Source organism: Streptomyces sp. NPDC048370 (assembly GCF_043200825.1).
In the GTDB taxonomy this organism is placed as follows: domain Bacteria; phylum Actinomycetota; class Actinomycetes; order Streptomycetales; family Streptomycetaceae; genus Streptomyces.
In genome coordinates, this window is sequence record NZ_JBICYI010000005.1 from 114452 (window position 1) to 131253 (window position 16802).

A 16802-nucleotide genomic window follows, 5' to 3' on the forward strand; every position below is an offset into this window, starting at 1 on the left:
ACGGACGGGAGCGTAGCCCGAGGAGATGATGACAGGAAGTGGTGAAGTCCGATTGTCCTGACAAATCCTTGACAGGGTCCCGGTCCGGCACCACCTTGGGGGCCATGCGTATCGGACTGATCGGAACGGGTCGTATCGGGGCCTTCCACGCGGGCGTGCTCGCCCGCCACCCGGAGGTCGAGTCGCTGGTCGTGGCGGACGCGGACGCCGACCGGGCGGCGCGGGTCGGCGGGGCGCTCGGCGCGGACATGGCGCCGACCGTCGACGCCCTCCTGGACCACCACGCCCTCGACGCCGTCGTCATCGCCTCCGCCACCGCCGCCCACGCCGAGCTGATCGCCCGCGCGGCGGGCGCCGGGCTCCCCGCCTTCTGCGAGAAGCCCATCGCCCTGGACGTGCCGGGGACGCTCGGCGCGCTGCGGGCGGTGGAGGCCGCGGGGACGGAGCTTCAGCTCGGGTTCATGCGCCGCTTCGACACCGGGTACGCGGCGGCCCGTGAGGCGGTGCGGTCCGGGCGGCTCGGCCGGCTGCACACCGTACGGGCGGCGACCTCGGACCCGGCCCCGCCGCCCGCCGCGTACCTGCCGCTCTCCGGCGGGCTCTTCCGGGACTGCCTGGTCCACGACTTCGACATACTGCGCTGGGTGACAGGGCGGGAGGTCGTCTCGGTGTACGCGAGCGGTTCGGACGCCGGCCCGGCGATGTTCCGCGAGGCGGGCGACGTGGACACGGCGGCGGCGGTGCTCACCCTGGACGACGGCACGCTGGCGACGGCGACGGCGACCCGGTGCAACGGCGCCGGGTACGACGTACGGATGGAGCTGGCGGGCGAGCGGGACCAGATCGCCGTCGGCCTCGACGACCGGACCCCGCTCACCTCGGTGGAGCCGTCGGGCCCCGCGGCCCCGGTCAAGCCGTGGACGGGCTTCCTGGAGCGGTTCGCTCCGGCGTACGAGGCCGAACTGGACGCGTTCGTACGGCTGGTACGGGGCGAGGCCCCGAACCCCTGCGACGGCCGGGAGGCCCTGGAGGCGCTCCGGATCGCCGAGGCGTGCGAGCGCTCGCGACGCGAGGGCCGCCCGGTCCGCCTGGACGAGATCCCGTCGTAGGCGGAGTGACCGGGCGGCCGGTCCAGGGAGCGGTCACCAGCGGACGGGAAGGCGGCGGACGCCACGGATGAGCAGGCCCGGCATCCACTCCCACGGAGCGCCGTCGGGGTCGAGTTCCAGCCGCGGGAAGCGCTCCAGGAGTGTCCGGATCGCGATGGCGCCCTCAAGGCGGGCGAGCGGCGCCCCGAGACAGTAGTGGAGGCCGTGCCCGAAGGCGAGATGCCCGCGCGGTTCGCGGCGGATGTCGAAGCGGTCCGGTTCGGGGAAGCGCGTCGGGTCGCGGTCGGCGCCCGCGAGGGAGACGAAGACCGGCGCGTGGGCGGGGATGGCGGTGCCGCCGACGGTGGTCGGCTCCTTGGCGATCCGGAAGGTGCTGGTCTCCACCGGACCGTCGTAGCGCAGCCCTTCCTCGACGGCCCCGTCGAGAAGCCCGAAGTCGGCTCGCAGGTCGGTGAGTTGGTCCGGATGGGCGAAGAGAGCCCGCATCGTGTTGGAGATCAGGTTGACCGTCGTCTCGTGCCCGGCGATCAGCAACACGTAGGCCATCGCGCGTAGTTCGGGCAGGGACAGCCGGTCGCCGTCCTCGTCGCGGGTGGCGATCAGGGCGGAGAGCAGGTCGTCGGCGGGCCCGGCGGCCCGCTTGTCCTCGATCAGCTCGCCGAGGTAGGCGCCGAACCCCTCGACGATCTCCCGCTCGGGCGTGCCGCCCGTCGGCGCGACCAGCTCGTTCGACCAGCGGCGGAAGGAGTCGCGGTCGGCCGTCGGAACGCCGAGGAGCTCGCAGATGACGGTGATGGGCAGCGGGAAGGCGAAGGCGTCCACGAGGTCGGCACGGCCGGCCTGTGCCATCGCGTCGACGAGCTCGTCGGCGATCTCCTGGACGCGGGGGCGCAGGGCCTCCACGCGCCGGGCGGTGAACTCCCGCGCGACGAGCTTGCGCAGCCGGGTGTGGTCCGGCGGGTCGACGGCGAGCAGGTTGGGGCCGATGACCTCCTCGTCGACGGGTGTGAAGCCGATGACCGAGGGCGACTTGACCAGGCGGGGGTCGGTTAGGGCGGCCCGCCCCTCCTCGTGGCCGACGACGAGCCAGAACTCCCAGCCGTCGGGCATACGGACGTGGTGGACGGGACCGCTCTCGCGGAGCTTGGCGTAGTAGGGATACGGGTTCGCGGTGAAGTCCGCGCCGTACTCCCCCAGATCGATGACGGACATCGCCCCAGCGTAGATCGCGACGTCACGACCCCCTAGGCGCCGTCCTCGTCCAGGAGGCCCGCGTCGTGGACCAGGAGCGCGATCTGGACACGGTTGTTGAGGTCGAGTTTGGCGAGAATCCGTGAGACGTGGGTCTTGACGGTCGGCACGCTCAGATACAGGGCCGCGGCGATCTCCGCGTTGGACTGCCCGCGGCCGATGGCGATCGCGACCTCGCGTTCCCGCTCGGCGAGTTCGGCGAGGCGGCCGGTGGCGGTGGTGCGCCTCGGCTGCTCCTGGTGGCCGGCGACGTGCGTCATCAGCTGCCGGGTGACGGCCGGGGAGAGGACGGGGTCGCCGGACGCGACCCGGCGCACGGAGGCGACGATCTCGGCCGGCGGGGTGTCCTTGAGGACGAAACCTGCCGCTCCGGCCCGCATGGCGCGCAGGACCTGTTCGTCGGCGTGGAAGGTGGTGAGGACGACGACCTGGGGCGCGTCGGGGCGGCCGCGCAGCCGTTCGGTGGCGGTGAGGCCGTCGACGTACGGCATCCGGATGTCCATGAGGACCACGTCCGGGGCGAGCCGGGCGACGAGGTCGGGGACGTCCCGGCCGTCGGTGCCCTCGCCGACGATGTCGATGTCGTCGGCGCCGCCGAGCATGAGGGTGAGTCCCGCGCGGACCAGGGGGTCGTCGTCGACGATGAGCAGCCGGATGGTCATGGGGGCCACGGTAGCCAGGCGTGGAGGGTGAAGCCGCCGCCGGGGGCCGGACCGTGGTCGAGGCGGCCGCCGGCGAGGGTGGCGCGCTCGGTGAGCCCGATGAGGCCCTGGCCGGATCCGGGGACGTGCGGGACCGGTCCGGTGGGGGCGGGGTTGTGGATGTCCACGGTCAGCCCCTCCCCCGGGCGGCCGCGCACGGTGACGGTGACGTCGGTGCCCGGGGCGTGCTTGCGGGCGTTGGTGAGGCCCTCCTGCGCGATCCGGTAGACGGTCCGGCCGGTGGCGGCGGGGACGGTCGCCGGGTCGTCGACGGTGGTGTCGAGGACGACCTTCGCCCCGGCGGCGCGGGACTCGGCGACGAGTTCGTCCAGGCTGGCCAGGGTCGGCTGGGGACGGTCGCCCTCGCCGCCCTCGCCGGGAGCGCGCAGGACGCCGATGATCTCGCGGAGGTCCTGGAGCGCCTCGTGGGCGCTGTCGCGGATGACGCCGGCGGCCCGGGCGACCTGCTCGGGCGGGGCGTCGGGGCGGAACTCCAGGGCTCCGGCGTGCACGCTGAGCAGGGTGAGGCGGTGCGCGAGGACGTCGTGCATCTCGCGGGCGATGGCCTCCCTGGCCAGCCGCTGGGCCTGCTCGGCGCGGAGCTCCGCCTCGGCCTCGGCGCGCCGGGCCCGTTCGCGCAGCGCCTCGACGAGCTGGCGCCGGGAGCGTACGAGCATGCCCCAGGCGGTCATGAGCAGGATCAGGATCAGGCCGATCGCGATCCCGAGGGGCGCCCCGGTGGCGGGATCGGGCCGTACGAAGACCTGGGCGACGGAGCAGACGGCGGCCAGCGCGCTGATCCAGGCGATCTCGCGGAAGGGCTTGCGGACGGCGACGCTGAACAGGCTCACCAGGAAGGCTCCCCCGGCGACGGGAGCGACGACGCTGAGGAGGGAGAGCGCGACGACGAGGCCGACGGGCCACCGGCGGCGGAGCCAGAGGGCGCAGCAGGCGGCGGCGCCGACGACCTGGTCGGCGAAGGCGACGGCCTCGCTGTTGTACTGGTCGCCGGCCTCGGCGGCGAGGATGCCGACGAAGACGGCGCAGAGGAAGAGCGCGGTGTCGACGACCCAGTCCCGTACGGTCCGCCGCGGCCTGCGGCCGGACGCACCGGCTGCCGTGGGGTCGGCCATGGCCGAGGGCAGCAGCCAGGCGTAGGGGTCCGTACGTGTCATACCCACCAAAGTACGCACGTCAGAGGCGCGGAGCCGGGTCGACGGCTCCGGAAGCTACGAAAGTCGCGCGGGTGGCTACTTCGGTATCACCAGGTGTGGTCTCGCGACCGACGCGGGCACGCGGCCGCGGGCGTCAGGATCGCCCCATGAGGAAGTTCGTGGAGTTCGTGGGCGGTGTGGTGCTGTTCGGCGGCCTCGCGGGGGTGGTGCGCGAGTTGACCGGCTGGTTCCCGATCATGGGGTTCACCCGGGCCCTGACGGAGAACGTCTGGTTCCTGGAGGACCGGGCGCTGTTCGCCAACATCGTGATCGCGGTGCTCGGCTTCGTGATCGTGATGATCGCGGACACCGGCCGGCGCGCCTGAGGGCGGTCAGGGACGCGCCTCGTCGAGGCGGGTGACCTCGGCGAGGTGCTCGGCCATCCGGTGGGAGACGGCGCCGTTGGTGTAGAGCATCCCGCCGATCACCGCGAAGGGGATCGATCCGCCGAGCAGGGCGACCATCTCGGGCCAGTCGCGTTCGGCGACGCAGTCGCTGCGGTCGTCGTGCAGGTACTCGGAGCTGAAGCGGGACTCGCACTCGTCCTCGTCCCGGCCGTCGCTGGTCGTGTACGGGAGGAAGATCCCCACCGCGAACCAGATCCACATCAGTCCGGCGACGGTGAGCAGTCCGAGCCCCCAGCCCTGGGTGCGCCGCGCGCGGGCGCGGAAATCTATGTCGTACGGCAGTGAACGCATGGGGCAAGAACCTATCGGGTGCTCTCGTCTGCGGCGCGACGCCCCCAACTGGTGCCCGCGAGCACGAGGATCGCGCCCGCGATGCCCAGCGCGCCGGGGCGGTCACCGGCCAGGGCGATGCCGGTCGCGGCGGCCCACAGCGGTTCCGTACCGAGCAGCAGGCTGACTCGGGACGGGGAGGTGCGGCGGACGGCCCACATCTGCACGAAGAAGGCGAAGAGCGTGCAGAAGACGGAGAGGAAGAGCAGTCCGGCCCATTCGCGCGGGCCGAAGTCGAGCGCCACCGACCAGGGCGAGGCGCCGGTGCCGGGGACCGTGGCGAGCAGGGCGAAGACGGCGACGGCCGAGCCGAGTTGGACGGTGGTGAGGGAGAGCGAGTCGGCGTCCTGGACGGACTTGATCCGGGCCATGGCCAGGACGTGCACGGTACGGGCGAGGGCGGCGAGCAGCATCAGCAGGTCGCCGAGGGACGGGGTGGTGAAGCCGCCGCCCTGGGTCAGCAGCACCACGCCGGCCACGGAGAGCCCGGCGGCGCCGAGGAAGGCGCGGGGCGGCCTGGTCCTGGTGACGGCGGACTCGGCGAGCGGCGTGAGGATCATGGTGAGGCTGATGATCAGGCCCGCGTTGGTGGCGGAGGTGTGGACGACGCCGTAGGTCTCCAGGAGGAAGATCCCGCTGAGGATCAGGCCGAGGAGGCCCGCGCCACGCCACTGGGCCGCGGTCAGCGCCCCCAGCCCGCGCCGTCCGGCGACGGCGAGCGCGGGCAGGACGACGGCGAAGCGCAGGACCAGGACGGCCACGACGGTGTGCGTGGTGGTGATGCCCTTGGCGGCGAGATAGCTGGCGCCCCAGACGGCGGCGACGAGGAGCACCGGAAGGTCGGTGAGCCAGGCGCGGCGCGGGGCGCGGAAGGGTACGGAGGCGGCGATCGCGGACATCGTGGGCCTGCTCCAACACGTCGGACGGGGTGGAGACTTCAGTGGCTCGCACGCGGGACGATCACCGTACCGGGAGAGGCCTGTGGTGGCTACACCTTTCGTCCGGGGTCTGCCGGGCCGGTCTGTCCTACGGCCGGCCGACGGCCGTGGGCAGGCCGACGGTCATGGGCCGACGGTCACTCGCCGACGGTTCCGAACTCGGGGCGGCCGGCCAGCTCGTACGTGGTGATGGAGACGCCCGTGCTCGTGGTCCTGGAGCCGACGTTGCGGAAGGCGGTGGGCCGGGCGCCGTCGGCGAAGAACCGGAAGCCCGTACCGAGGACGATGGGGAAGACGAGCAGGTGGAGCGTGTCGACGAGGTCGGCCGCCATCAGGGACTGCCCGAGCCTGCCGCTGCCGTGCATCTGGATCTCGCCGTCGACGCGGTCCTTCAGGGCCGCGACCTCCTTGACGGCGTCGCCCGTGAGGATCGTGGTCCCTGCCCAGTCGGCCGTCTCCAGGGTGCTGGAGGCGACGTACTTGGGGAGGGCGTTGAGCTTGGAGGCGACGGGGTCGGCCGGGTCGGTCTGCTTCGGCCAGAACCCCGCGAAGATCTCGTACGTCTTGCGCCCGAGCAGGAAGGCCGTGGGCCGGGCGAAGACCTCGTCGACGAAGGCGCCGAACTCTTCGTCCGCGAACGGGAAGACCCAGCCGCCGTGCTCGAAGCCGCCCCTGCGGTCCTCTTCGGGCCCGCCGGGAGCCTGGTAGACGCCGTCGAGCGTGACGAACTGGGTGAGGGAGAGCTTGCCCATGGTGGTGCCCCTTCGCTGTGCGTGACCGGGTGCCGTGTCCCCCGGTCCATCGTGTCTCAGAAGCTCTGACCTCACCGCTCGGCGAAACTCATCGGCGCCGGATCGTCGGTGCCTGATCGTCGGTGCCTGATCGTCGGTGCCTGATCTTCGGTGTCCGATTGCCGCCAGCGTCCGGCCCACCGGCCGACTTTCATTGAACCCGCAACAACCAATGGGTACTTCTCACGGAGGTCGGCATGTCCACGATGAACAGCGCGAACGGTGTGATCGGTGCGAACGGCATGAACGGCAAGGCGGTCCTGGTGACGGGCGGCAGCCGTGGGATCGGCGCGGCCACGGCGCTGCGTCTCGCCCGGGAGGGCGCGGACGTGGCGTTCACGTACGTGACGGGCGAGGACCGGGCGAAGGAGCTGGCCGAGCGGATCGAGGCGACCGGGCGCAAGGCCCTCCCCCTGCGTGCGGACGCGGTCGACGCCGGGGACGCGGCGGGCGCGGTGGAGTGGGCGGCGGACACGCTCGGCCGGCTCGACGTGCTGGTCAACAACGTGGGGCTCGGGGTCCTCGGCCCGCTGGAGGGCCTGAGCCTCGCGGACGTGGACCGGGTCCTCGCGGCGAACGTGCGCGCCGCCTTCCTCGCCTCGCAGGCGGCGGCCGGGCGGATGGAGCGGGGCGGCCGGATCGTCACCATCGGTACGTGCATGACGGCCCGGGTCCCCGGCCCCGGCGGCACGCTCTACGCGACGAGCAAGTCGGCCCTGATCGGCCTGACCAAGTCCCTCGCGCGGGAGCTGGGCGGTCGCGGCATCACCGCGAACATCGTCCACCCCGGCCCGATCGACACCGACATGAACCCGGCGGACGGCCCGTACGCGCGGGGCCAGGCGGAGATGACGGCGCTGGGCCGCTTCGGCACCGCGGAGGAGGTCGCCGCGGTGGTGGCGTTCCTCGCGGGCCCGGACGCGGAGTACGTGACGGGCGCGGAGTTCGCTGTGGACGGCGGACACGCGGCGTAGGGCCGACGCATCGGGCCGGCGCCCGGGCAGGCGTGTGGGCCGACGCATGGGCGCGGCGAGTGAGCCGAAGGGCGCGCCGGGGGAACGACCCCGAGCGCGCGGAGCCTCCCCGAGGAACGAGGGAGGCGAGCACGGTCGGGGTCGTGAGCCCGGCTCAAGGCGCCCGGAGGCGAACCGAGCCCTGAAGAAAAAGGGGTTCGCGAGGGCGCACCGGTGCTGTCGGTCGGTGCGCCCTCGCGGGCCGGGCGGGGTGTCGTTACCCGCCCAGTTCCTGGTGGCGCGCGGTCAGGCGCGCCGCGCCCTCCTCGGTCAGCGAGCCGAAGAGGCGGAGGCGGGAGATGCCGCCGTCGGGGTAGATGTCGATCCGGACGCGGGAACCGACCGCCGGGGCGTCGAGCACGAAGCGGTGGTTGGTGTCCGGCTGGAGGCGGGTCCGGGGCAGGACCTCGGTCCACTCCTCGGAGCCCTCGGCGGCCACGGAGAGCGCCGCCCAGCCCGCGCTGTTGCCCTTGAGGTACGCCGTGTCGATCTCGATCGCGCGGATCTCCGACTCGGCGGCCAGGCTGTAGCGGATCCAGTCGTTGCCCTTGTCGCGGCGGCGCCGCGTCTCCCAGCCGTCGTCCATCTTGCGGGAGCGGCCCGGCTGGATGGTGTTGGTCGCCGGGGAGTAGAAGCGGTCGGAGGCGTCCTCGACCTGGCCGCCGTTCTCCAGGGCCGCGAGGTCGAAGGTGCCGAGGACGGCCAGCCAGCGCGGGTCGGGGGCGACCTCTCCGTACACGCGCAGGCGGGCGATGCCGCCGTCCGGGTGCTGGTTGACGCGCAGGTGCGTGAAGCGCTGCTCGACGTCGACGGCGAAGCCGTTGGCCGCGTGGCCGCCGATCGCGGTGCGCGGGACGAGGGTCGTCCACTTCACGTCGTCCGCGAGGAGTTCCTCCGGCGACGGGGAGCCGGCGACCGAGGTGGCCTCGACCGAGACGGCCTGCGGGTAGTTGCCGCGGAAGTGCGCGGTGTCGACGACGATGCCGCGTACGACGCCGGGGGCGCCGAGGCGGACGAGCGCCCAGTCGTGGTCGTCCTCGGTCGGGTGGGGCTGCTGGGCCGAGACACCACGGCGGCGGCGGGTCTCCCAGCCGTCCATGATCTTGCCCTTGTGCCCGAAGTGCTCGGGGTCGAACTCGGCGGCCTCGGGCTTCAGCATGTTCTCGCGCTCGGCGAAGAACTCGTCGTTGGCGGCGGTCACGCCCGCGCCGAGGCGCCGGTCGGCCAGGTCCGCGTACTGCGTGAAGGGGAAGTCCGCGGTGCGGTAGTCGGCGTAGGGGTCACCGCCGCCGTAGGGGCTGGCGTCGCCGGTGAAGGAGGGTATGCCGGTCACGGGTCAGTTGGTCCTTTCGAGGAGGCGGCCGGTGGGCTCGGCGAGGGTGCCGCGGTCGGCGATGCGCTCTCCGCGCAGCCAGGTCGAGGTGACGACGCCGTGCAGGGTCTTGCCCGCGTAGGCGGTGACGCGGTTGCGGTGCTCCAGCTCGGCCGGGTCGACGGTGAAGGTCGCCTCGGGGTCGATCACCGCGAAGTCGGCGTCGCGGCCGGCCTCGATGGCGCCCTTGCGCTCCAGTCCGGCGAGGCGGGCGGGGGCGGCGGACATCCAGCGGACGACGTCGGTCAGGTCGTGGCCGCGGCGCCGGGCCTCGGTCCAGATGGCGGGCAGACCCAGCTGGAGGGAGGAGATGCCGCCCCAGGCCGAGGCGAAGTCCGGGGTCTTGAGATCGGCGGTGGAGGGCGAGTGGTCGGAGACGATGCAGTCGATCGTCCCGTCCGCAAGGCCTTCCCACAGCGCGTCCTGGTTCGAGGCCTCGCGGATCGGCGGGCAGCACTTGAACTCGGTGGCGCCGTCCGGGACCTCCTCGGCCGTGAGGGTGAGGAAGTGCGGGCAGGACTCGACGGTGATCTTGACGCCCTCGTCCTTCGCGGCCCGGATGAGCGGCAGCGCGTCGGAGGACGACAGGTGCAGCACGTGGACGCGGGCGTTGAGGCGACGGGCCTGGTTGATCAGGTTCTCGATGGCTGTGTTCTCGGCGTCGCGCGGCCGGGAGGCGAGGAAGTCGGCGTACTTCTCGCCCGCCTTCTGCGGGGCGGCGGCCAGGTGGTGCGGGTCCTCGGCGTGCACGATCATCAGGCCGTCGAAGCCGGCGATCTCGGCGAGGGAGGCGGCGAGCTGATCCTGGTCCAGCTGGGGGAACTCGTCCACGCCGGACGGCGACAGGAAGCACTTGAAGCCGAAGACACCGGCGTCGAACAGCGGGCGCAGGTCCTTCACGTTGTCCGGGAGCGCGCCGCCCCAGAAGCCGACGTCGATGTGCGCCTTGGTGCGGGCGACGTCCTGCTTGATCCGCAGGTGCTCGACCGTCGTGGTGGGCGGGAGCGAGTTCAGCGGCATGTCGAGCAGCGTGGTGATGCCACCGGCGGCGGCGGCGCGGGTGGCGGTCCAGAAGCCCTCCCACTCCGTGCGGCCGGGGTCGTTCACGTGTACGTGGGTGTCGACGAGCCCGGGCAGGACGACGTCGTCGCCGACGTCCTCGAGCCGGGCTCCGGCCGGTACCTCGGCGTCGTACGGCAGCACACCGGCGATGGTCCCGCCGGAGACGGCGATCGACGCGGCCCGCGTCCCCTCCGGGGTGATGACGCGAGTCGAGCGCAGTACCAGGTTGACGTCCACCCGTACCCCTTCCAGCAAGAATTTCAACGAACTGTTGAAGGAGTCTTCACTCAGGACGACATGTCGTCAAGGGCACACTTCCAGCATGGCCCCGTCGAGCTGCGCCGCATCGGCGACACCTGGCGGCCACTTGGATGTTTCCATGAAGTGGAATGGAAATTTCGTACAGTAGAACGTAGCTCCGCACATGCGGGGCGGAGACGGACGCCGCCGGGCGGCTGCCGACACCGGACAAACACCCCCCTGACCGGCCTGTACGCCGGGACCGGGACCGTGTGTCCGACCGGACGGCCCGGTAGGCTGCTGCCTTGCCCGCCTGCCCCGAAAGGACCTTGACGTGCCGACGTCCAGCGCCAGCACCACCGACGCCGCCAAGCCCGCCGCCGCGAGCGGTGGCGTCCAGTCCCTCGAGCGTGCCTTCGACCTTCTGGAGCGGATGGCCGACGCCGGGGGCGAGGTCGGGCTGAGCGAGCTCTCCGCCAGCAGCGGACTGCCGCTGCCCACCATCCACCGTCTGATGCGCACGCTCGTGGCCTGCGGCTACGTACGCCAGCAGCCCAACCGCCGGTACGCGCTCGGCCCCCGCCTCATCCGCCTGGGCGAGTCCGCCTCCCGGCTGCTCGGCACCTGGGCCCGCCCGTACCTCGCGCGGCTCGTCGAGGAGACCGGCGAGACGGCGAACATGGCGCTGCTCGACGGCGACGAGATCGTCTACGTCGCCCAGGTGCCATCCAAGCACTCGATGCGCATGTTCACCGAGGTCGGCCGGCGGGTGCTGCCGCACTCCACGGGCGTGGGCAAGGCGCTGCTCGCCTACACCCCGGCGGACGAGGTCCGCGCGCTGCTCTCCCGTACGGGCATGCCGGCGGCGACGGAGAAGACGATCACCACGCCCGACGGCTTCCTCGACGCGCTCGCGGTCGTACGGGAGGCGGGGTACGCGGTCGACGACAACGAGCAGGAGATAGGAGTCCGCTGCCTCGCGGTGTCGGTCCCCAACTCCCCCACGGCCGCGGCGATCTCGATCTCCGGTCCTGCGGGTCGTGTGACGGAGTCGGCGACGGAGAAGATCGTCCCGATCCTCCAGGAAGTGGCCCAGGAACTCTCGACGGCCCTCGCGAACACGGCGGCCAACGGCCAGGCGTAGGGCCTCTCGTTCGGATAACGAAAGACCCTGGCCCTGACGCACGAGAAGGCCCTCTCCCCGACCGGGAGAGGGCCTTTTCGATCAGGCGGCCGGCGTCCGCGACGTCAGGCGGCCGTCCTCCACCAGGACCACCGTGTCCGCCCGTGACGCGTGCGCGCGGTCGTGCGTCACCAGGACCGTCGCCGTGCCCCGCTCCCGTGTGAGACCCGCCAGCAGCTCCATGATCGCGGCGCCCCGCTCGTGGTCCAGCGCGCTCGTCGGCTCGTCCACGAGCAGGACGGACGGGTCGTTCATCAGGGCCCGCGCGATGTTGACCCGCTGGCGCTGACCGCCGGACAGCTGGTGCGGCCGCCGGGCCGCCTGGCCCGCGAGCCCGACCGCGTCCAGGAGGTCCAGGGCCCTCCCCCGTACCGCCGAAGGCCTCGCGCCCGACAGGTGCGCCATCACCTGCACCTGCCCCACCGCCGTCAGCGACGGCAGCAGGTTCGGCTGCTGGAACACGATCCCGATCCGCTCGCGCCGCAGCGCCGCCCGCCCGGCCCGGTCCAGCGGCCCCGTGTCCGTACCGGCCACGACGACCCGCCCCCGGTCCGGCGTCACCAGCGTCGCCGCCACCGCCAGCAGGCTGGACTTGCCGGAGCCCGAGGGCCCGACGACCGCGGTGAGGTGACCGGCGGGGACCTCCAGGGAGACGGCGTCGAGGGCGGTCAGCCGCCCGTCGCCGTCGGGGTACGTCAGGGTCACGTCGTCGAGGAGGAGAGTCATCGGGCGCTCCCGAGCGCGGTCAGGGGGTCGACGGCGGTGATCCGCCGGATGGACAGGGCGGCGCCGAGGACACCGAGCACGATCATCACGGCGGCCGGCCCGAGCACGGTCAGCGGCTCCAGGACGAAGGGAACGTTCCCGCCGCTGATCAGCACCCCCGCGCCGACCGCGAGGGCGGTGCCGAAGAGCGTCCCGGCGCCGAGCATCAGCACCGCCTGCCCGAGCGCGTCCCTCAGCAGGTAGGGCGTCGACGCTCCGAGCGCCTTCAGCACCGCCACGTCACCGCTCCGCTGGATCGTCCAGACGGTGAAGAAGGCCCCTATGACCAGCGCGGAGATGGCGAAGAGGAAGCCCCGCATCAGCTGCAGCGAGCCGTTCTCCGCCTGGTAGGACCCTATGGCGGTGAGCGCCTCGTCGATCGTCCGCGACTCCGTGCCGAGAGCCGCGTCGGCGGCACCGAGGTCGGCGCCGTCCGTCACGCGCAGGGCGATGACCGTCGCCTGCTCCTCGGGTGTGGTGCCGTTGTGCCCGAGCTTCTGCCAGTCGTCGAGCGAGGTCCAGACGACGGGCGTGTGGCTGTACGAGGCGTCGCCCGCGACGGCCGCGACCCGGGCCTCCAGCGGACCGAGTCGTACGGCACCGCCCACGCCGACACCCAGTTCCTGGGCCGCGGACTCGGAGAGGACGACCCGCCCGGGGCCGAGCTTCCGGCTCTCGGGCGCGAGGGCCGCCGACGGTTCCGTACCGAAGGCGGAGACGGCGACCGTACGGTCACCGGCGGCGCCGTTGAGCGTGCGGATGGCGAGCGGCTGGGCGCTCGTCACGCCGGGCCGCTCGGCCCACCGCCGCCACTGGCCCTCCGTCACCGTCGAGTTGGTGAAGGAGACCGACCGGCCGGACGGCGGGGCGGCGAAGGCCAGCCGGTCCGCCGGGAGCCCGGTGATCGCCGAGATGTTCTCGCGGGCGAGTCCGGCGGTCAGCCCCGACAGCAGTCCGACGAGCAGCGTGATCAACACGATCACGGCTCCCATCAGGGTGAATCGCCCCTTGGCGAATCTCAGGTCTCTCCATGCCACGAACATGCCGACCAGCTTTCCCGGACCCGGTCGCCCCCGGCATCGCGCCACGGATGGCTCCGCAATCAAACTTTCGGTTGAGTCCGGATTGTCTGCCCCCGCCTACGCTGGACGGACCATGGATCCGCGTTCCCTCACCCCCGCCCTGCGCGCGCTGCGTCTCTGTCTGCATCTGCTGATGGCGGGACTGCTCGCCCTCGCGGCGCTCCGGGCGGACTCCGGGGCCGGGACCGTGCTCGCCGCGGTGACGGGCGGGGTGTACGCGGTCGGGTCCGCGCTGCCCTCCGTACGGGACTCGCAGCGGGCCGCCGCGCTCTGGCTGGCCGTGCTGTGCGCCTGCTGGCTGGCGCTGCTCTGGGCCACGCCCGACGGGCTGTGGGTGGCGTTCCCGCTGTACTTCCTCCAGCTGCACCTGCTGCCGGTCCGCTGGGCGCTGCCGTCGGTGGCCCTGACGGCGGGCGCGGCGATCCTGTCGTACGTCCGTCATGGCGCGACGCTCAACCCCGGGGTCTTCATCGGGCCGCTGCTGGGCGGCGCGGTGGCCGTGGCGACGGTCCTCGGCTACCAGGCGCTGTACCGGGAGAGCGAGCGGCGCAGGCAGATGGTGGAGGAGCTGATCGAGACCCGGGCGGAGCTGGCGGCGGCCGAGCGGCACGCGGGCACGCTCGCGGAGCGCGAGCGCCTGGCGCGGGAGATCCACGACACGCTCGCGCAGGGGCTCTCCTCGATCCAGCTGCTGCTGCGGGCCGCCGAGCGGGCGCTGCCGGAGGGCTCGCCGGCCGCCGGGCACATCGAGGGGGCGCGGCGGGCGGCGCAGGACAACCTGGCGGAGGCGCGGCGGTTCGTCCGGGCCCTGTCGCCGCCCGACCTGGAGCACGGCTCGCTGGCGGCGGCCCTGGAGCGGCTGTGCGAACCGGGCCCCGAGGGCTCCCCGAGGGCGCGCCTCACGGTGAGCGGGACGCCGGTGGAGCTGCCGACGCCGTACGAGGTGGCGCTGTTGCGGATCGCGCAGTCGGCGCTCGCGAACACGGTGCGGCACGCCTCGGCGACGCGCGCGGAGATCACGCTGTCGTTCATGGACGCCTCGGTGACCCTGGACGTGGTCGACGACGGCAAGGGTTTCGACCCGGCGCTGCTCTCTCCTTCGTCCGATGACGGCGGCTTCGGGCTGCCGGCGATGCGCGCGCGGGCGGAGTCGCTCGGCGGCGCGTTCACGGTGGAGTCCGCCCCAGGTCAGGCCACGGCCGTCGCCGTGTCCCTCCCCCTTCCCGCTGGAGTGTCGACATGACGATCCGTCTCCTTCTCGCCGACGACCATCCGGTGGTACGGGCCGGGCTGCGCGCGGTCCTGGACACCGAGCCGGACTTCGCCGTGGTCGGCGAGGCGGCCACGGCCGAGCGGGCGGTGGAGCTGGCGGTGGAGCTTGACGCGGCGGGCGGGGTGGACGTGGTCCTGATGGACCTGCAGTTCGGTGCGGGGATGCACGGCTCGGAGGCGACCGCGGCGATCACGGCGCGTACCGGCGGGCCGAGGGTCCTGGTCCTGACCACGTACGACACGGACGCGGACATCCTGGCGGCGGTCGAGGCGGGGGCCTCGGGCTATCTGCTGAAGGACGCGCCGCCGGAGGAGCTGGCGGCGGCGGTCCGCACGGCCGCGGCGGGCCGATCGGCGCTGGCGCCCGCGGTGGCGCACCGGCTGATGGACCGGATGCGGACCCCGGCGGAGGCACTGACGAAGCGGGAGCTCGAGGTGCTCCAGCTGGTGGGCGAGGGTCTTTCGAACCAGCAGATCAGCAAGGTGCTGTTCCTGAGCCAGGCGACGGTGAAGTCCCATCTGGTGCACATCTTCGCCAAGCTGGGCGTGGACTCCCGTACGGCTGCGGTGGCGGCGGCGACCTCCCGGCGCCTGATCCGGCGGTGACGGCCGGCGGCCACGGGCGGGCCCGCTCCGGTCTCACGCGCTGTCGGCGGCGCGCCGGATCGCGTCGAGCGCGCGCGTCACGTCGTCGTCGGTCGTGGACCAGTTGCTGACCGAGATGCGCATGACCCGCCGGCCGTGCCAGGTGGAGCCGCTGATCCACGTCGTGCCGTCGTCGAGGAGCCGGGTGAGGACCCGTTCCGTCCGGGCGTCGTCGCCGAAGGCGGCGCAGACCTGGGTGAAGACCACGTCGTTGAGGACGGTGGCGCCGTCGAGCGCGGCGATGCCGGTGGCGAACGCGGAGGCGTGCCGGCACAGCCGCTCGACGAGGTCGGCCACTCCTGAGCGGCCGAGGGACCTGAGGGCCGCCCAGACGGGGAAGGCCCTGCCGCGCCGGGAGAGCTCGGGGACCTTGTCGATGGGGTCACCGAGTTCGTGCTGGATGAGGTAGTCGCCCCGCAGGCCCATGGCGGCCCGGAGTGCGGGAGGATCGCGCACGATCGCGAGCCCGCAGTCGTACGGGACGTTCAGGGTCTTGTGGGCGTCGGTCGCCCAGGAGTCGGCCTGTGCGCAGCCCGCTGCCAGATGGGCGTGGCGCGGGGAGGTGGCGGCCCAGAGCCCGAAGGCGCCGTCGACGTGTACCCAGGCGTCCGCCTCGCGCGCGGCCCGGATCGTCTCGACGAAGGGGTCGAAGGCGCCGGAGTGGATGTCTCCGGCCTGCAGGATCACCAGGGTGGGGCTCCGCCCACCGGCCGCGAGGGTGTCCCGGAGGGCGTCGGGCCGGATGCGTCCCTGGTCGTCCGCGGGCACCAGTTCCGGCCTCCCCAGGCCCAGGTAGCGCAGCGCCAGGTCGATGGCCATGTGGCGGTGCTCGCCTGCGACGACGCGCACGGCCGGGCCGCCCGCGAGTCCCTCACGGGCGACGTCCCCGCCGACGCGCCGGACCACCTCGTCACGCGCGGCGGCGAGGCAGGTGAAGTTCGCCATCGTGGCGCCCGTGGTGAAGCCGACGGCGCTGCCGTCCGGCAGCCCGAGCAGATCGAGCAGCCAGGCACCGGCGATCTCCTCCACCGCCGCGTACGCCGGGGTGACGGTGCGCATCACGCAGTTCTGGTCCCAGGCGCTGACCAGCCAGTCCGCGGCCAGCGCGGCGGGTTCGCCGCCACCGACGACGAAGCCGTAGAAGCGGCCGCTGGGGAAGGCCGTGAGCCCCGGTTCACAGGCTGTGGCCAGCAGGTCGACGACGTCGGAGGGCGTGCTCGGGCCGTCGGGCAGTGCGGTGCCGAGCGCGCGCACGATCTCGTCGACCGAGGCGCGGGCGGGGACCGGGCGGTCGGACAGGCTGGCCAGCCAGCGGACGGCATGGTCGTACGCCTGGCGGAGCGCCGCCTCGCGCGCGTCCATACCTCGGACTATGGGACAGCCGCCGCCACCCCGCAAGCCGCGGCCCACCCCCTCGCGCCTGGCGA

General features: G+C 73.1%; 17 protein-coding genes. 6 read left to right on the forward strand and 11 right to left on the reverse strand.

Annotated features, from left to right (window positions below):
- The first annotated feature begins 104 nt into the window (after positions 1 to 104).
- Positions 105 to 1109, forward strand: a complete 1005-nt coding sequence (locus tag ACGFYP_RS13570) for a Gfo/Idh/MocA family oxidoreductase (RefSeq protein WP_393491341.1) — start codon at positions 105 to 107, stop codon at positions 1107 to 1109.
- Positions 1110 to 1142: 33 nt separating this feature from the next.
- Here ACGFYP_RS13570 and ACGFYP_RS13575 read toward each other — a convergent pair whose 3' ends face one another.
- The 3 genes from ACGFYP_RS13575 to ACGFYP_RS13585 are packed head-to-tail and all read right to left on the reverse strand — an operon-like array spanning position 1143 to position 4236.
- Complete coding sequence (locus tag ACGFYP_RS13575; protein ID WP_393491346.1) at positions 1143 to 2321, reverse strand: cytochrome P450; 1179 nt, start codon at positions 2319 to 2321, stop codon at positions 1143 to 1145.
- 32 nt (positions 2322 to 2353) lie between these two features.
- Positions 2354 to 3022, reverse strand: coding sequence for a response regulator (locus ACGFYP_RS13580; RefSeq protein ID WP_393491351.1), 669 nt, complete (start codon positions 3020 to 3022; stop codon positions 2354 to 2356).
- Positions 3019 to 4236, reverse strand: coding sequence for a sensor histidine kinase (locus tag ACGFYP_RS13585; protein ID WP_393491357.1), 1218 nt, complete (start codon positions 4234 to 4236; stop codon positions 3019 to 3021). The genes ACGFYP_RS13580 and ACGFYP_RS13585 overlap by 4 nt, the downstream gene beginning before the upstream one ends.
- A gap of 146 nt (positions 4237 to 4382) precedes the next feature.
- On the opposite strand from ACGFYP_RS13585, the gene ACGFYP_RS13590 reads away from it, so the two are divergent.
- Positions 4383 to 4601: a hypothetical protein gene (locus tag ACGFYP_RS13590; protein ID WP_393491361.1), complete on the forward strand. Its 219-nt coding sequence runs from the start codon at positions 4383 to 4385 to the stop codon at positions 4599 to 4601.
- Between the two features lie 6 nt (positions 4602 to 4607).
- Here ACGFYP_RS13590 and ACGFYP_RS13595 read toward each other — a convergent pair whose 3' ends face one another.
- From ACGFYP_RS13595 to ACGFYP_RS13605, 3 genes are all read right to left on the reverse strand, one after another.
- Positions 4608 to 4973, reverse strand: coding sequence for a hypothetical protein (locus ACGFYP_RS13595; protein WP_393491364.1), 366 nt, complete (start codon positions 4971 to 4973; stop codon positions 4608 to 4610).
- Positions 4974 to 4984: 11 nt separating this feature from the next.
- Entirely contained in the window at positions 4985 to 5911 is a 927-nt protein-coding gene (locus ACGFYP_RS13600) for a DMT family transporter (protein ID WP_393491369.1), read from the reverse strand.
- 176 nt (positions 5912 to 6087) lie between these two features.
- On the reverse strand, positions 6088 to 6702 hold the full coding sequence (locus ACGFYP_RS13605; protein WP_393491375.1) for a dihydrofolate reductase family protein: 615 nt from the start codon (positions 6700 to 6702) through the stop codon (positions 6088 to 6090).
- 236 nt (positions 6703 to 6938) lie between these two features.
- Here ACGFYP_RS13605 and ACGFYP_RS13610 point away from each other — a divergent pair, with 236 nt between their 5' ends.
- Positions 6939 to 7715 carry an SDR family oxidoreductase gene (locus tag ACGFYP_RS13610; RefSeq protein WP_393491380.1) on the forward strand — a complete coding sequence of 259 codons (777 nt, stop codon included), beginning with the start codon at positions 6939 to 6941 and terminating at the stop codon, positions 7713 to 7715.
- A gap of 256 nt (positions 7716 to 7971) precedes the next feature.
- On the opposite strand, the gene alc is transcribed toward ACGFYP_RS13610, so the two are convergent.
- Together alc and allB are read right to left on the reverse strand one after the other, a co-directional pair.
- Positions 7972 to 9087, reverse strand: coding sequence for an allantoicase (gene alc, locus ACGFYP_RS13615; RefSeq protein WP_393491385.1), 1116 nt, complete (start codon positions 9085 to 9087; stop codon positions 7972 to 7974).
- Between the two features lie 3 nt (positions 9088 to 9090).
- A complete protein-coding gene (gene allB, locus ACGFYP_RS13620; protein ID WP_393491388.1) occupies positions 9091 to 10425 on the reverse strand; it encodes an allantoinase AllB in 1335 nt (444 codons plus the stop codon).
- Positions 10426 to 10762: 337 nt separating this feature from the next.
- Here allB and ACGFYP_RS13625 point away from each other — a divergent pair, with 337 nt between their 5' ends.
- Complete coding sequence (locus ACGFYP_RS13625) at positions 10763 to 11572, forward strand: IclR family transcriptional regulator (protein WP_361962314.1); 810 nt, start codon at positions 10763 to 10765, stop codon at positions 11570 to 11572.
- Positions 11573 to 11653: 81 nt separating this feature from the next.
- Here ACGFYP_RS13625 and ACGFYP_RS13630 read toward each other — a convergent pair whose 3' ends face one another.
- Positions 11654 to 12337, reverse strand: a complete 684-nt coding sequence (locus ACGFYP_RS13630; protein WP_393491392.1) for an ABC transporter ATP-binding protein — start codon at positions 12335 to 12337, stop codon at positions 11654 to 11656.
- Positions 12334 to 13419, reverse strand: a complete 1086-nt coding sequence (locus ACGFYP_RS13635) for an ABC transporter permease (protein WP_393491395.1) — start codon at positions 13417 to 13419, stop codon at positions 12334 to 12336. The genes ACGFYP_RS13630 and ACGFYP_RS13635 overlap by 4 nt, the downstream gene beginning before the upstream one ends.
- Before the next feature lie 112 nt (positions 13420 to 13531).
- Here ACGFYP_RS13635 and ACGFYP_RS13640 point away from each other — a divergent pair, with 112 nt between their 5' ends.
- Positions 13532 to 14701 (forward strand): sensor histidine kinase, encoded by a 1170-nt coding sequence (locus tag ACGFYP_RS13640; protein ID WP_393491399.1) that lies wholly within the window; start codon positions 13532 to 13534, stop codon positions 14699 to 14701.
- Positions 14698 to 15336 (forward strand): response regulator, encoded by a 639-nt coding sequence (locus ACGFYP_RS13645; RefSeq protein WP_393491402.1) that lies wholly within the window; start codon positions 14698 to 14700, stop codon positions 15334 to 15336. Before ACGFYP_RS13640 ends, ACGFYP_RS13645 begins: the two co-directional genes overlap by 4 nt.
- A gap of 33 nt (positions 15337 to 15369) precedes the next feature.
- Here ACGFYP_RS13645 and ACGFYP_RS13650 read toward each other — a convergent pair whose 3' ends face one another.
- Positions 15370 to 16737: a pyridoxal phosphate-dependent decarboxylase family protein gene (locus tag ACGFYP_RS13650; protein ID WP_393491405.1), complete on the reverse strand. Its 1368-nt coding sequence runs from the start codon at positions 16735 to 16737 to the stop codon at positions 15370 to 15372.
- Positions 16738 to 16802 lie beyond the last annotated feature (65 nt).